Origin of the sequence: Parachryseolinea silvisoli (genome assembly GCF_021190955.1) — a bacterium.
Lineage (GTDB): Bacteria > Bacteroidota > Bacteroidia > Cytophagales > Cyclobacteriaceae > Ohtaekwangia > Ohtaekwangia silvisoli.
This window is the reverse complement of record NZ_JAIOAO010000001.1, coordinates 979422-996063: the sequence shown is the minus strand read 5'-3', so window position 1 is coordinate 996063 and position 16642 is coordinate 979422. Positions and strand designations below refer to the sequence as shown.

At 52.9% G+C, this 16642-nt stretch carries 9 protein-coding genes; 4 read left to right on the top strand and 5 right to left on the bottom strand.

Going from position 1 to position 16642, the window contains the following annotated elements; genetic code table 11:
• The first annotated feature begins 287 nt into the window (after positions 1–287).
• From K7P01_RS04185 to K7P01_RS04170, 4 genes are all read left to right on the top strand, one after another.
• Entirely contained in the window at positions 288–3347 is a 3060-nt protein-coding gene (locus K7P01_RS04185; RefSeq protein ID WP_267290150.1) for a SusC/RagA family TonB-linked outer membrane protein, read from the top strand.
• A gap of 13 nt (positions 3348–3360) precedes the next feature.
• Positions 3361–5046: a RagB/SusD family nutrient uptake outer membrane protein gene (locus tag K7P01_RS04180; protein WP_267290148.1), complete on the top strand. Its 1686-nt coding sequence runs from the start codon at positions 3361–3363 to the stop codon at positions 5044–5046.
• 468 nt (positions 5047–5514) lie between these two features.
• Positions 5515–8568, top strand: coding sequence for a SusC/RagA family TonB-linked outer membrane protein (locus K7P01_RS04175; protein WP_267290146.1), 3054 nt, complete (start codon positions 5515–5517; stop codon positions 8566–8568).
• A gap of 20 nt (positions 8569–8588) precedes the next feature.
• The gene (locus tag K7P01_RS04170; protein ID WP_267290144.1) at positions 8589–10394 is read left to right on the top strand and encodes a RagB/SusD family nutrient uptake outer membrane protein; all 1806 of its coding nucleotides are present in this window, start codon (positions 8589–8591) and stop codon (positions 10392–10394) included.
• 51 nt (positions 10395–10445) lie between these two features.
• Here the strand turns inward: K7P01_RS04170 and K7P01_RS04165 are convergent, their stop codons facing one another.
• From K7P01_RS04165 to K7P01_RS04145, 5 genes are all read right to left on the bottom strand, one after another.
• Positions 10446–12287: a glycoside hydrolase family 15 protein gene (locus tag K7P01_RS04165; RefSeq protein ID WP_267290142.1), complete on the bottom strand. Its 1842-nt coding sequence runs from the start codon at positions 12285–12287 to the stop codon at positions 10446–10448.
• A gap of 120 nt (positions 12288–12407) precedes the next feature.
• Positions 12408–12551 (bottom strand): hypothetical protein, encoded by a 144-nt coding sequence (locus tag K7P01_RS04160; RefSeq protein ID WP_254083349.1) that lies wholly within the window; start codon positions 12549–12551, stop codon positions 12408–12410.
• A 49-nt stretch (positions 12552–12600) separates the two neighbouring features.
• Positions 12601–12975, bottom strand: a complete 375-nt coding sequence (locus tag K7P01_RS04155) for a sensory rhodopsin transducer (RefSeq protein ID WP_267290138.1) — start codon at positions 12973–12975, stop codon at positions 12601–12603.
• Between the two features lie 47 nt (positions 12976–13022).
• Positions 13023–15638, bottom strand: a complete 2616-nt coding sequence (locus K7P01_RS04150; protein ID WP_267290136.1) for an MGH1-like glycoside hydrolase domain-containing protein — start codon at positions 15636–15638, stop codon at positions 13023–13025.
• Positions 15639–15664: 26 nt separating this feature from the next.
• The gene (locus K7P01_RS04145) at positions 15665–16471 is read right to left on the bottom strand and encodes an SDR family oxidoreductase (RefSeq protein ID WP_267290135.1); all 807 of its coding nucleotides are present in this window, start codon (positions 16469–16471) and stop codon (positions 15665–15667) included.
• Between the last annotated feature and the right edge of the window lie 171 nt (positions 16472–16642).

Sequence of the window (16642 nt, the reverse complement as noted above, 5' to 3'; positions counted from 1 at the left end):
GGCAATATAGTAGGTACGGTAGGATGTTCATGTTAACAATATATTAATTAACTTTATAAAGGATGGCGTGATCCGGTGGTGTGAACGAGTGCTGTGATTTATTGAATGAACATTCAATAAACATGTGAAGGTGCGGTAAAGGTTTGTTCATAAAACGATAACACACGTGTTTTTTTCTCTCCCGTAGCAAATGATCTTCTTTGCGCACCAAAATATAGGTACCACAGATTTACGCATCAAAGTAAAGCTTCCATAACTTCCAATCACAATAACCAAACTATCAGCCTATGGCAAACATCTATGAACGCATCCAAAAATGCGGCAGTCTACTACGTCGCTGCGATAAATATATCGTAGCGGTTGCGCTGGCCGTTTTTGCAGGGCCGGGCCCGCGACCGTTGTTCGCTGCTGTTTTACAGCAGCAGGTGCAATCGCTGACTGTGACAGGTAAACTTACAGATGAAACCGGCGCGGTCCTGCCCGGTGTAAACGTAATGGAGAAAGGTACCACAAATGGTACCGTAACAGACACCAACGGTGACTATCGCCTGACGGTGGGATCTTCCAACGCGGTGTTGGTATTCACCTTTGTCGGCACGGTCAGTCAATCGGTCGTGGTGGGTACGCAGAGCACCATCGACATTCAGCTGGTGTCCGATGCATCGACGCTCGGCGAAGTGGTCGTGGTGGGCTACGGTACGCAAACCAAGCGCGACATAACGGGCGCCGTAAGCTCGGTCAAAGCCGACGATTTCAACAAAGGTATCATCAACTCGGCAGAGCAGCTGCTGCAAGGTAAAGTAGCAGGTGTCAATATCACGTCTGCCAGCGGCGAGCCAGGGGCAGCGCAAAACATCACGGTTCGGGGGCCCGGCACCGTACGCAGCGGCAGCACGCCATTGTATGTTGTCGATGGCATACCGCTGGACAACAGCAACACCGCCGGCATGGGGGTTGACAACGGCGGTACGACCAATCCGCTGAACTTCCTCAACCCGCAGGACATCGCGTCCATCGACGTGCTGAAAGACGCTTCCGCGACAGCTATTTATGGTGCTCGTGGCGCGAACGGCGTTGTGCTGATCACGACCAAGCGCGGCAAAAAAGGGCAGTCCGGTGTGACGTACACGGCGAGCTATGGTGTGTCAAAACTTGCCCGTAAGATCGATGTTTTTTCCGCTGACGAATTTCGCCAGGCGGTGCCGCAGACAGGCGCAGAGGTAATCGATCTCGGCGGCAATACCGATTGGCAGGACCAGATCACGCGTACAGGTACTACACAAGATCACAACGTGGCATTTTTCGGCGGTGCCGAAAACATGAACTATTACGCATCGGTTGGGATGCAAGACCAGGAAGGTATTCTGAAGAACAGCAACCTGAAGCGTTACACGGGCCGCATCAATGTCAGTCAAAAGGGATTGAACGATCGTCTTTCCGTTGACCTGAACCTGAACGCGTCGCACACCCGCAACGATCGCCCCGAGGTTTCGAGTCTGATCAACACAGCGCTTACCGCGAATCCGACCATGCCGGCCTACGACAGCGTCGGCGGAATTTACCAACGGCAAGACCCGATAAATCCGCTGGCGATGCTCAATACCTATAAGGACATCACCGAGACGAACCGTGTCATCGGTAATATCTCGCCTTCGTTCCGCATCATCGAAGGCCTGGTGTACAAGCTTAATGTCGGTATCGACATGACCAGCGCGATTCAGGACGTACAACGCATGCCGAGCGTGTATCCCGCCCAGGAAGGTCGGCTGGACTCGTATTTCACAAATAATACGAACAGCCTGATCGAGCATTATCTGACCTATAATTTTTCGAAGGGGGACCATGCCTTCACATTGCTGGCAGGTCATTCATACCAGAAGGTCACGCTAAAGACGCGCTACTGGAGTATTTCCACCTTCCCGATCTCCGGCATCGAGCCCCGCTATAACGCCGGCCTTGGCTCTGAGATCGATATGACGGGATCTACAGATAACAACCGCCCGTGGGGAAAAGCGGTCAAGAACGAACTGCAGTCTTTCTTCGGCCGTCTTAACTATACCTTTAAAGAGCGCTATCTGCTGACGGCCACTGTACGTACGGATGGGTCGTCGAAGTTCGGGGACAACAACAAGTATGGTACCTTCCCTTCGTTTGCGGCGGGCTGGATCATCTCCGAGGAACCGTTCATGACGACCGTCCCGGTCAGCACACTGAAGCTGCGCGCGGGCTGGGGCCAAACGGGCAACCAGGAGATCGAGCCGAAAGCTTCGTTTGCACGCTACGTTACTGCTACCGGCGCGGGCTACAGCTACCCGTTCTTCCCCGACGGTACCGCACCACAAGGCACGATCGTTCAGAACTACGCGAACCCGAATCTCCAATGGGAAGTTTCCAAGCAGACCGATATCGGACTCGACTTTGGCTTTTTGGATGGCGCACTCACAGGCTCGGTAGACTATTTCCGGAAGGTAACAAGCAACGTGTTGCTGAAAGTTACGGTGCCCGACCCGATTCAGCCGGCCTTGTTCTACTGGCGCAACGTAAAAGACATGGAAATCGTCAACGAAGGTACGGAACTGGCGCTCGACTATCGGTATGACACCGGAGCTGACTTCACCTTCAACGTCGGCGGTAACATCACATTCATTAACAACGAAGTGCGCAACTCGCCGGCTACGTTGATTCCTTCGGGCAGTATTTCCGGTAGCGGCCTGACCTCGGCTTCCGTAAACGGCTACATGAATGGCGAGCCCATTGGAACGTTCTTCCTGCAGCAATTTACCGGGATCGGCGAAGACGGCTTTAGTACATACCTTGAACCCCAGGAAGATGGTGAAAGCCGCTATGTTTCCGGAACAGCGCTTCCCGACAAGCTTTACAACTTCTATCTGCGCGCTGCCTACAAAGGGTTCGATCTGTCCGTGAACTTCAACGGTCTGAGCGGCAACAAAATCTACAACGGTACGGCGAACCTGAACTTCTCGCGCGCCCAGCTGTACAAGAGCCGAAATGCAACCGATGTGGCCAGCAGATATCCGAACGAGGACGTTACCAATGCCAACAGCGTATCGACACGCTATCTGGAAAACGGTGCTTTTCTGCGTCTGAATAACGCCTCCCTGGGCTATAACTTTAGTCCCGAGGCATTGGGAATCGGTAACTGGATCAAGTCGCTACGTCTGTCGGTTACCGGTCAAAACCTCTTTGTAATAACCGATTACTCGGGCTATGATCCGGAAGCAAACGCAGAAGGTCGCCGGATCGAAGATGCAAATTCGTTTGGCATCGACTTCGCCAGCTATCCGAAAGCACGTTCAATCGTGTTCGGTTTAAATGTTTCATTTTAATTGTACACAGCGTATGAGAAAGAATATATATGTATTGATGTTGTTTTTGGGCGTCGTGCTTGTAGAAGGTTGTACAGACCTGCAGGAAGAAGTGTTGGACGAGTCGCTCACCGGCAATGTGACGAACGGTGATGTTATCGCGGGTACCCTGGCACCGGCCTATGCGTCGCTATCGGAAGTGTTTCTGCATACCCGCTACTTTGCCCTGCAGGAAATCTCCACAGACGAAGCAATCCTGCCTTACCGCGGCGGTACCGATTGGGGTGATAACAATATATACATCGATTTGCACCGGCATACATACACGCCGATGAACGGCCCTATAACCAATACCTGGAATTACATTTCGCAAGGTATCACGCGTTCCGTAATTGCCGTTTCGACCGTTCGCGCCCTGCAAAGCGAAGGTCAGCAGGTAGACGCATACCTGGCCGAGGCGCGCGGTCTGCGCGGTTATTATTCTATGTTAAGCCTGGATCTTTTCGGTATCGTGATGTCCAAAGACACACTCAATGTACGGTCGCGTGTGCTTCGCGGCGCTGAGGCCGTCAACTATATCGAGCAGGATCTGCTGGCCGCGGAAGCGATGCTGGACGATACAAACGGCCCCGGCCGGATCACGAAATCCGCGGCGCGGGGATTGCTGGCGCGTCTGTACCTGAATGCCCCGGTATATCGGAATCCGAATGCGGAGACGTATGACTTCCGCCGGGAGGATATGGAGAAGGTCGTCGAGTATTGCGACAAAGTGATCGCAACCGGTAAGTATGCACTCTCGGCCGAGTTCTTTGAAATCTTCGACGACGAAAATCATACCAACAAAGAGCTCGTCTTCGCGATCGACCAGCGTGCCCTCTTGAATGGAAACAACCGTATGGCTTATTTCTCATTATCGGGTGACCAATTTCCATTGCCACAATTCGTAAAAGCTAACGGTACCGATGGACCGGGCATTACGCCGGAGTTCTACCATTCATGGTTGGACGCATATGAAGGCGAAGACCCTGCCACCAAAGACATGCGCTTTTACAAGAGAAACCTCGATCCTACCGTCACGTGTATAGCAGCAGCCGATTTTGAGATCGACCGCGGCATTCTTCGCGGCCAGCAGTACGGCCTGCAAACCCCCCGTAAGGGCGACCCGTTCGTACGTTGCGCAGGCGGCGTAAACTACGTTGTGGGGCCGCTGTTTAACAACACCCGGGGCAACACGACACAGCCAGTAATCTTCACAGAAGAAATTGACTACACAACCTATAGCGGCTACAGCTCGGGCTACCGCGTATTGAAATACGAGTTCAGCAAGACGTCCGACGACGGGCGCGCAAAGGGTGAATTTGATATCGTACTGCTGCGTTTAGCGGACATCTATATGATGCGTGCCGAAGCGAAGCTTCGCATGGACGACGCTGCCGGCGCGCTGCAGGATGTCAACACTGTACGGGCTGCACGTACTGCCCGGATCGGCATTCCGCCACTCGAGTCGATCGATCTCGATATCATGTTCCGCGAACGCGGCTTCGAGTTTTATTTTGAAATGCAGCGCCGTACCGATATGATTCGCTTCGGCAAATATGAAGATGCATGGACCGAGAAAACCGACAGCGATCCCCTCAGGCGTCTCTTCCCGATTCCGCAGACTGCCATCGACGGCGCTTCGGAGTTCGAAGGCTTCCTGGAGCAGAATGATGGCTACTAGGTTGCACGGTAAAGGAGAACGAGAGATTGTAAGGAGAGGCTGCCCCGAAAAGGGCAGCCTCTTCGGTTTTGACACCACCGCGAAAAACCAGGGCGGGTATGCCCACAGGTACATGAAGCACATGTTAATAAAGTTGTCGAACGACCCTGGCGATATACAGATTGAATGATCATTCAATAATATATTTATTACATCTCCCACGCAGCGTGACCTGTCACAATATGCGTTACAGCGTAGGGAATTGCACCCTTTTTACGTCTTCACAATTAGGTAATGTAAGGTTATAGTGCCTCTGCAATGGTTTACAATGCGTGTACGACGGTATGCTGATGGCGGAAAAGTATAGCACCGTGTTTCGTGAATTGATCTAAACGTAATGTTGCTTTAAAGCAGGCGACACATTGTGTGACTTTATTGCGCAGCTTTTCCCCCGAAGCAAGAATTCCGGACCAACCATCAATTTTATATATGCAGTATACATCTACTTTCCCTTCGCTAAGAAGCATCGTCTTGTTAGCCGCTGCCGGCTTTTGCAGTGTGGCGGCGCGAGCCGAAGCGATCGCGACCCATACCAGTTCTGTGCTGTCGACGCGTGCCGTCGTAGCCCGTATCACCGGTAAGGTCGTTGACGAGAACGGCGACCCGCTTCCGGGCGCTACCATTATCGTAAAAGGTACTTCCGACGGCGTCGTGACCAATGCGGAAGGTGTATTCGTAATAGAGGCCGACATGGGCAGCACCCTGGTAATCTCTTACCTGGGCTTTACCACCCAGGAGGTCGCCGTAACAAGCGCAACCCTGGACGTAAAAATGGCAGCCGACGCCTCAACACTCGGAGAGCTCGTCGTAGTGGGGTATGGTGACCAGACCAAAGCCGACGTGACCGGTTCCGTCGCGCAAATCAAAGAAGAGAATTTCCGTCAGGGTATCAACACCTCGCCTGACAACCTCATTCAAGGTAAAGTAGCCGGTGTGCGCGTGGTGAACTCGAGTGGCGAGCCCGGCGCGGGCATGGACGTCGTGATCCGTGGTGTCGGTTCCATCCGCAGCGGTAGCACACCGCTGTTCGTAGTAGACGGTGTACCGCTCAGCAACGACAACGTAAGCCCGACCGGTACCAACCTCGGCTTTGGAACATCGCAAGCCAAGAACCCGCTGAATTTCCTGAACGCAAGCGACATCGAGTCTATCAACATCCTGAAAGATGCCTCCGCTGCCGCCATCTATGGCGCACGGGGTGCCAACGGTGTGGTGATCATCACCACCAAGAAAGGCGCCAAAGGCAAAGGAACATTGACGGTCGACAGCTACGTAGGCTTCTCCAAGGTTATGAAGAAGCTTGACCTGCTGGACGCCGGCGAGTACCGCAACGCGATTACCGATGCCAAGTACGATCACGGTGGCAACACCGATTGGCAAGATGAGATTTTCCGCACCGCAGTAACAAACAACCAATCTCTGTCGTTCGGCAAACGCACCAACTCCGGCGACTACTTTGTATCCCTCGGCCGCATGGAGCAACCCGGTATCGTCGGCAACAGCAACTTCCAGCGTCTGACTGCCCGTATCAACGCCGCTGAATCGTTCCTCGACGAAGAGCGCCTGAAACTATCTATGCACCTGACGGCCAGCGAAACCCGCGACCGCGCAGTACCCGTCAGCGACGACGGTGGTGCAGATGGTCAGTTGATGACACAAGTACTGATGGCGAACCCTACATTCCCGGTGTATGACACCGCCACCGGCGACTACACCAACTTCAACTCACCAGCATACTACAATCCTGCTTACCTGGTTAAGATCTATGATGATATCACCAACACCACCCGTGTGCTGGGTAACGTCGAGACGTCTTTCCGTATCATCGACGGACTGGAGTATAAAATGAACATCGGCATCGACCGTTCACTCAGTAAACGCGATGCAACGATCTATCCGAACGTAACAGACCGTAACCCCAACGGACGTTACTTCTACAATAGCATCGAAGCTACCAACACGTTGATTGAGCATTACCTGACCTACAGTAAACAGCTTGGGCTTTCGAAGCTCGACCTGCTGGCAGGTTTCTCATATCAGAAATTTCTACGCGAAGGCGAAAGCTTCCAACTGGACGGTATCGCCAAGCAGGGAGAAGGTGTGCCGCCGAAATACAACCCGGCGTACGCAGGCAAAATAACTGTACTACCTGGCTATAGCCAGGAGAACGAGCTGCAATCATACTTCGGCCGCGTGAACTATTCTTTTAACGAAAAGTATATGGTAACAGCGTCAATGCGTGCGGACGGTTCCACACGCTTCGGTGAGAACAACAAGTACGGCTATTTCCCTTCATTCGCCGCAGGCTGGATCCTATCGAAAGAAGGCTTCCTGGCAAATTCAACGTCATGGCTTGAGAGTCTGAAAATGCGTGCCAGCTGGGGACAAACCGGCAACCAGGATGTCCAAAACAAAGTTACACAAGCTAGCTACTCCGTGGCAGGCGCTGACGGCTACTACCTGTACGACGACCTGAACCTCGTAAACGGTCTCTCCATCACCCGTACCGTAAACCCCAACCTGAAATGGGAAGTGTCGACACAATACGATCTCGGTTTTGACTTTAGTCTGATCGGTGGCCGCATGTACGGTACGATCGACTACTTCAACAAAAAGACAACGGATGCGATCCTCTATAGCAAAGCGCAGCCCCTGGAGCCTACCGAAAACGTATGGATCAACATGGATGGCGAAATCGTCAACAGCGGTTTTGAATTCATGCTCGGGTATCAGATCCTGAACACCGAGAAACTGAAGTGGTCCGTAGACGTAAACGGTGCAACACTGCGCAACGAGATCACAGGTCTTCCCGTATCCGGGATCTACACCGGTGCTATCTCCGGTACAGGTCTTAGCGGTGTAACGGCGAACATCTACAAAAACGGCTACGCTGCAGGCGCGTTCTACATGTACGAATTCCAGGGCTTCGACGAAAACGGAAAAGAAGTGTATAAGGATCAAACTGGCGACGGTAAGATCACACCCGACGACCGTATCGTGGTGGAAGGTGCGCTGCCGACATTCTCCTACGCGCTGAATTCTCAAATGAACTATAAGAACTTCGACTTGTCGTTGTCCTTTCTCGGTCAGAGCGGGGGCAAGTTGATCAACAACACGAACCTCGGTTCGCTTAACATCGGCAACCTGAACGCAAACCGGAATACATCGAAAGACATTTTCGAGTCTGGCGCGGCGGCCGGCAACACACCTACACTGTCTACACAGTTCCTGGAAAGCTCGAACTTCTTCCGCCTGAACAGTGCTCGCCTGGGCTACACGTTCCGCGTGAACAAATTCAACTGGCTGGACAATGCTACGCTGTATGTAACAGGTCAGAACCTGTTTACCATCACAGATTACTCGGGTTTCGATCCGCTGATCAACAGCCCTAAGTCTACCAATGGTAACCAGTCGCTGGGTGTTGACTACCCACGCTACCCGACGGCCCGTACGTTTACTGTAGGTGTTACTGTTAAATTATAAGCCAAAAGAGTATTAAGCATATGAAGAAGATCATCAAATCTAAATATATAGTAGCGGCAACGCTCGGGCTGTTTCTCTCAGCCTGTACCAACCTGGACGAGCAAGTTCGCGATGAAGTATTGGGCGCCGGCTCGATTAGCGGCGAAGCTACGCTGGCTTCTGTGTACGACCGCATGGGTGACGGTACTTTCGTAGACAATGGTGGTATGATCGCCATGCAGGACTATGCTTCCGACATGGCCATGCTGCCCACACGGGGTGCCGACTGGGGTGACGGTGGTAAATGGCGTGAAATGCACGAGTTTACCTGGACACCTGCCAGCCCGGTGATTAACGACAACTGGTTGAAGTTAACCAACGGCATCTCGCGTTCCATTAACGCCATCGGCGTACTGAACGCCGGCGAAGACGACAACAAGCAGCTGTTCCTGGCGGAGGCCAAAGCCATGCTGGCATTCTACACTTTCCATTGCTTCGACTTATTTGGTCAGGCGCCCTACCGCGACCCCTTCCTGGATCCGGTGAGCAATACCAACCCGACCGTTATGCGTAAAGCATCGGAATACATCGACCAGCTTATTCTCGATCTGGAAGAGCAAATTCCTAACCTGGCTACCCTGGGTGAGTCGAGGACACACACCGGCCGTTTCACCAAAGAAGCCGCCTATGCGCTGTTGGCCGATATGTACCTGAACCGCGCCGTGTTCAAAGACCGCTACAACGCCACGTCCGACTTTGACTATACCGAAGCAGCGGTAAGCGGCACCGGCAACGATATGGATCGCGTGATCTATTACACATCACTGTTGATCAACAACGGCAGATTCAAACTGGCAGAGAACTACTTCGCAAACTTCAGCCTCGGCAACGACGCTGGTTCCGAGCATATTTTCGCCATCGCGCAGAAAGTAGACGGAATCCGCTCGGGCGACAACGACCTGGCCTATATGTCACAAGAACGTAACCAGCGTCAGTCACCGAAGAACCGCGGTACGAATGGCTCATGCATCACGCCCGAGTTCTTCGCCAGCTGGGAAGGCAACCATGAAGACCCGCGCTTTACGCGTAAATATCGTTATGCCGACGGCACATGGTTTAAGAACGACGGTTCTGACACCAGCGTACCGGCAACCGACCGCGTAGCAGGTACATCTGAAATCTGGTTCCACTTTAACCGCGGCATTCAGTACGGCCAGCAATATGGTCCGAACCTGCTGACCACCGGCAAATTTGAAATGGATGGTGATCGCGTGAAAGTGGTTGCGCTGAACATTGAGAAGAACACCAAAACGCCGATGGACTTCACACCGGAAATGAAATTTGACAACCCACTGGAATCGGTATTGTCAACGAGTCAGTTGAATCAGGGCGCCCGTTGCTTCAAATGGGAGTTTGACCCCGCTTCATTCTCGGGTGCCGGCAATGGCGAAAGCCGCGTAGACGTACCATTATACCGCTTGGGCCACATGTATATCATGCGCGCAGAAGCTTACTTCCGCAACGGAGTAGTAGCGTCTGCCCTGGACGACGTAAACATACTGCGTACCTCCAGAAAGCGTGAGGCAGAACTGTATGATGAAGCCGACAGAGCAGGCAAAGCCCTCGTATCCCTGGATGAAGCCCAACTCTACAAGGAGATTGGCTTTGAGACATACTGGGAAATGAAGCGTCGTCCGCAAATGATTCGCTTCGGTAAGGCTGAAAATGCAGGTACGGCAAAGTCGGAGACACAGCCTTTTCGCCGCATATTCCCCATTCCGCAATCGACTATCGACGTGTCGAAGTATATCAAACAAAACTCTGGCTATGCCGGAGCGGAAGATTAATCGTTACGAATATAGTATACAGGCTGCCTTCCCCCGGAGGGCAGCCTTTTTTTATGTCGTTCCGTCCCGTGGCTGAAAGCCGAGGCGGTCCAGTTGTTTGTCGAGCTCCAGGGCCGCGCTGATAAGCGCCAGGTGCGTAAAGGCCTGCGGGAAATTGCCAAGGTGAGCCGCGTTCTTACTGATCTGCTCGGCGAACAAACCAAGGTGATTGGCATACCCCAGCATCTTTTCAAAGCTATCGAGCGCGCGGGTAACCTCGCCGCTTTTGGCCAGTGCTTCGATATACCAAAAAGAGCATAGTGTGAACGTGCCTTCTTCACCGGCCAGGCCGTCTACGGCCGGCGAATCTTTATACCGGTACAACAGCACGTCCATGCCAAGGGTCTTTTCTACGACCTTGAGCGTGGCCAGCCAGCGAGGCTCGTCCGGCGAGACGAAGTGGGTGAGGGGCATCAACAGCACACTGGCATCGACCTGGTTTGCTCCCTTGTATTGTACCCAGGCGCCGACCTGTGGATTCCAGAAGCCGTCGAACACATCGTAGTATATCTCGTCGCGTACCGCATGCCAGAGCGCCTGAGGATAAGGAAACGAACGATGATCAGCAATCTTGATGGCACGGTCCATTGCCACCCAGCACATCAGGCGGCTGTGTAGGAATTCGCGTTTGTCGCTACGCACCTCCCAAATGCTGTGATCGGGCTTGCGCCAGTCGGCTATCACACACTCGACTTGCTTGACGATACAGCGCCAGAATTCAAACGTAATGGCATGATGCTGGTTGTTGTAGATATAGATCGTGTCAATCAGCTCTCCGTAGATATCGAGCTGTAATTGCTCTTGTGCGCCGTTGCCAATGCGTACAGGCCGCGAGCCCTTGTAACCTTCCAGGTGCGGTAATTCGCGTTCGGCAAGCTCGTGTCGCCCGTCGATGGTATACATCAGGTACAGCTTGTCTTCTTCGGTGCGTGCATGGATCCAGTGTAGAAAAGCAGTAGCCTCTTCCGTAAAGCCGAGGCGCAGAAAGGCGTACATGGTAAAGGCTGCGTCGCGTATCCAGGTATAACGGTAATCCCAGTTACGCACCCCGCCGATCGTCTCCGGCAATCCAAATGTGGCGGCAGCGACCATCGACCCGTGTTCGTACGACGTCAGCAATTTTAGCGTAATGGCCGATCGGTGTACGATCTCCGTCCAGCGACCGCGGTAAGTGGACTGCGAGATCCAGTGCCGCCAGAAATTGACGGTTTCGTCGTAGAGGGTATTAATATAATATCCGATTGGGTGAAGCGAAGGGGTCTCATCTTCGGAAACAGATTCCAGCACAATGTGGACCGTCTCTGATTCCCGGACGACAAATTCGGTATAGCCAGTGCCTTCGCGTAATTGTAGCGGTACGTCTGCCAGTAGTCGCAACACGACACCGCCGTCGTGCTCAGCCCGAAAGAAGACTCCCGTGTCCGTAAAGCTATAGTTGGCAGTGGCCTGCCCGTAATGAAAGGCGGGATTACATACCATCCGAAAGGTGAGATCGCCGCGCACGGCAGTAACCTGGCGGACAATGGCACACAGATTCTCGCCTTTGTGGTGCACGATCGGCATAAAGTCCGTCAGCTCGGCAATACCTTCGTCAGAAAAAAAGCGTGTCAGTAACACGGCCGTTCCCGGCAGGTATAGCTGCTTGCTGTGGAAATCTTGCATGACAGGGGTGATCGAAAATGATCCTCCCTTTTGGGCGTCAAGCAAACGAGCAAACACCGTAGGCGAATCAAACGTCGGGAAAGACATAAAGTCGATCGATCCCGTCAGTGACACCAGCGCAACGGTCTTTAAATTGCCGATAACGCCGTAATGCTCAATCGGGAGATAAGAATCTGTGTGAAGGTCTTCCATGGGACGTGTGGGACGAAGCGCCTGCTGGCGCAAGTTTAAGTCGCGCCTACCGGCAGGCAGGCCCGAAAGGACGGAACTTGTGACTGCAACTGTTGCCAGTCTCCAGACTGGCGTATCCAACTAACGCTTCGTCTTTTTATAGTTGGACTCGTATAACTGCGGCTCGTTATCCGGACTCTTGGCCGGATGGCCCGAGATATCGGTCACTTTCTTCGGAGTCGGTTTTTTAGGCTCTTCTTTCTGGGGCGCAATTTTTTTAGCCATACAGGTATGGGTTTATGTTCCGTACCAGCGTGTAAAAACCGTACCCGGCCTACACCGGGTAAGCCATCGTGCTCAGCAAGGCATTTTCGGCTTGCCGGCTGTCCAGGCGTGTATGCTGCACAACCACGGGCACGTTGGATTCAATAATACATGCATAGTCGGTATCCAGGGGAATCGGAGCGGGGTCGCTCAGGTCGTTAAAGCGCACGTGTTTCGTGCGGCGGGCGGGCACTGTAACGCGGTATGGCCCCACGGGATCGCGGTCACTGAAAAAGATCGTAAACTGTACCAGCGCGTCTTCATCGCCGGCATTGAGAATACAAGCTGTCTCGTGACTCGTCATAGCCGGCGCCGGGCCCGTGCTGCCCGACGGTATATAGCCCTCGGGGATGGCCCACAGGGTATTTCCAATACTCTTTTTCATACCGGCATCTGATAAAATAGAGTGCCAGCCATGCCGCCGGGGACAAACTACGTCTTGGGCTGAATCAGTTTGGCAACGAGTCCCGTCCACCCTGTTTGATGGGTAGCGCCGATGCCACGACCATTGTCGCCGTGGAAATACTCATAGAAATAAATGTAATCGCGGAAATTCGGATCGCTTTGAAGCTTCGGATGGTGACCGTAAACCGGACGCTTCCCGGACGCATCTTTGCGAAAGATTCGCACGAGCCGTTCACTTAAATCATCCGCAATTTCTTGCAAGGTGCGCATCTGTCCCGAGCCCGTAGGGTGCTCAATCTTGAATTCATCACCATAATATTGATAAAAACGTTGCAGCGATTCGATTAGCAAGTAGTTGACCGGAAACCAGATAGGTCCCCGCCAGTTCGAATTCCCGCCAAACATGGTGGAGTCGCTCTCGCCCGGTATATATTTTACCTTTAAATCCATACCATCGGTATGAAATGTATAGGGTTTCGCATCGTATACTTTTGACAGCGCGCGTATACCGTACGGTGAGAGGAACTCTGCCTCATCCAACATACGCCGCAGAATACGTTTCATGCGATGGCCACGCAGCAGCGACAACAAGTGGCGCTCCTTCTTTCCTTTTTCTACCCACCGCGAAATAAGCCCCGCCAGGTCCGCACGATGTTGTAAAAACCATTGCAGCCGCTCGCGGAACTGCGGATTAGATTCAAAGATCTCCTCGTCGAGAATTTCAACGGCAAAGAGCGGGATCAACCCGACCATTGAACGCACCTTGAGGCGTTTGTACTGGTTGTCGGAGGTATTGAGCACATCGTAGAAGAACTCGTCTTCATCGTCCCACAAGTTAATGCCCTCGCCGCCGATGTTGGCCATGGCGCCGGCAATGTAGAGAAAGTGCTCGAAGAACTTCGTAGCCAGGCTTTGATATACCGGGTTCTCCTTGGAAAGCTCCAGGGAGAGACGAAGCATATTCAGCGTATACATCGCCATCCAGCTTGTACCGTCCGACTGTTCGAGATATTCCCCACTGGGCAGTTTCGTGTTCCGGTCAAAAACACCAATGTTATCCATTCCCAGGAAGCCGCCCTGGAAAATGTTATTACCCTCATTATCCTTCTTATTCACCCACCAGGTGAAGTTGAGCAATAACTTGTGAAAGACCTCTTCCAAAAAAACACGATCACCTTTACCGTTTCGCTTTTCGTCAATCTTGTATACCCGGTACGTTGCCCATGCATGCACCGGTGGATTCACATCGCTTAGCGCCCACTCGTATGCCGGTAGCTGCCCGTTGGGATGCATGTACCACTCCTTAGTGAAAAGCAATAGCTGGCTCTTGGCAAACTCGGCATCTACTACCGCCAGCGGAATGGTATGAAAAGCAAGATCCCACGCCGCATACCACGGGTACTCCCACTTGTCCGGCATGGAGATAATGTCGGAGTTCCGCAGGTGCATCCACTCGCGGTTACGGCCCAGCTTGCGGCTGGCAGGGGCAGGTTGACCATCGTCACCGCGTATCCACTTGCCCACGTCATAGTAATAATATTGTTTGCTCCACAGCATGCCTGCAAAGGCCTGCCGTTGAATATTGCGGTCGTCTTCGTCCTCGATCTTCTCCTGCAGCTCGTGATAAAAATCGTCGGCGTCTTGCATACGCTGCGAGAAGATTTCGTCGAACTTCTGGAATGGATTGAACAGATACCGATAGGCCAGCCGCAGCCGCAGCGTTCGTTTCTCGCCGGGGGCAAGCGTAAGGGTATAACGCACGGCAGCTTTGGTGCCGTGGCGCGTGGTGTTTACGGCGCTAGTCTTTTTATTAACGACATACTCGTGAACACCGTCCTTAAAGGTACCCGGCGATGGATAGTTATACAGACGTTGTGTATTGGTCTCGTTCTCGCAGAACAGTGTCTCATCGGGCTCCTCGGCATAAAAGTAATATTTGCCAAGCCGTTGATGATTAAGCTGAATCACGCCCTCTTCATCCTGAAAAAGGTCGGGCTTTTGAGTACCGCTCTTCCACGACCAGATATTGCGAAACCATACCTGCGGCAACACGTCCAGCGTAGCCGGCTCGCTGCCCAGGTTGTGCACCGTCACGCGAATGAGCATGTCCCGGTCGTCAGCCTTGGCGTATTCCATCGAGATGTCGAAGTAGCGGTTGTTGTCAAACACGCCGGTATCGATCAGCTCATACTCGGGGTCTGTCTTGGTCCGCTTGCGGTTTTCTTCCACCAGCTGCGCATAGGGAAAGGCTGCCTGCGGATACTTGTACAGCATCTTCATGTACGAATGCGTCGGCGTGCTGTCGAGGTAATAATAATGCTCCTTACAGTCTTCGCCGTGGTTGCCCTCGAAACCGGTCAACCCAAACATGCGCTCTTTGAGAATAGGATCTTTGCCGTTCCAGAAACCGAAGGCAAAACACAGGTATTGTTTGTCGTCGCTAATGCCGCCGATGCCTTCCTCACCCCACCGGTAGGCCTTGCTGCGGGCCATGTCGTGTGTGAGATATTGCCAGGCGTTACCGTTTTCGCTGTAGTCCTCCCGTACTGTGGCCCATTGCCGTTCCGTTAGATAGGGACCCCACTTGCGCCAGTTTTTGTCCTTCGCGACGTCTTCCTGCAGACGTGTCTTTTCTGCGTTCATGTGCTAAAGATAACCAAAAGGATGTATCACCCATTGTCTTCAAACCCCGGGTATAGCAACATACCCCCGTCGACAAACAACGTGATGCCGTTGACGTATTCCGAGTCGTCGGACGCCAGCCACACCGCTGCGCCGTTAACGTCTTCGGTCTCGCCGATGCGTTTGGCAGGGATGAGCTTGAGCAGTTGATTATAAGCCTGTGGTGTTTGCCAGGCAGCATAGTTAATCGGCGTGCGGATCGCCCCCGGGCCAATGCTATTAATGCGGATCTTCTGCGGCGCATACTCCTGCGCGATCGTTTTCATCAGCATCATCACGCCCCCCTTGGAGGCCGCGTAATTGGCATGGCCCGCCCAGGGAATAACTTCGTGCACCGAGCTGATGCAAATGATCTTGCCCATCGATTTGGAACGCTCGGGCACCATGCCGCGGCGCATAAATTCTTTAATAGCCTCGCGTGCACACAGAAACTGCCCTGTCAGATTGATGCCGATCACCTGGTTCCACTCCTCTAACGTCATCTCATGGAACCTGGCATCTTTCTGTAGGCCCGCGTTGTTGATCAGGATATCAACGGTACCATAACGCTTAATAGTCTCGGCAAACATAGCCTTCACGTCTTCCTCTTTGCTGACGTTGGCCTTGACCGTAAACCCCTCGCCGCCGCCGTCGTGTATTTCTTTCAACACTTCCGCCGCCTTATCGGGGCTGCTCGAATAGTTCACTACCACGCGCGCACCTTCCCGCGCCAACGCCCTGGCAATGCCGGCCCCAATACCCGAGCTGGCACCCGTAACGATTGCAACCTGATCCTGCAGTTTCTTTTTGTCCATGGGTTATCTGTGACTTATTAGTAGATGTACAATTTATTGTTTAGTCCAGGCTATTCAAAATCGTACCCGAGCTCTTCCGATGTTAAAGACAAGGCAATCCGGATCTTCCCGATGCTAAAAGACAAGGCAATCCGGAACCTTCCGATGCTAAAATACAAGGCAATCCGAGCC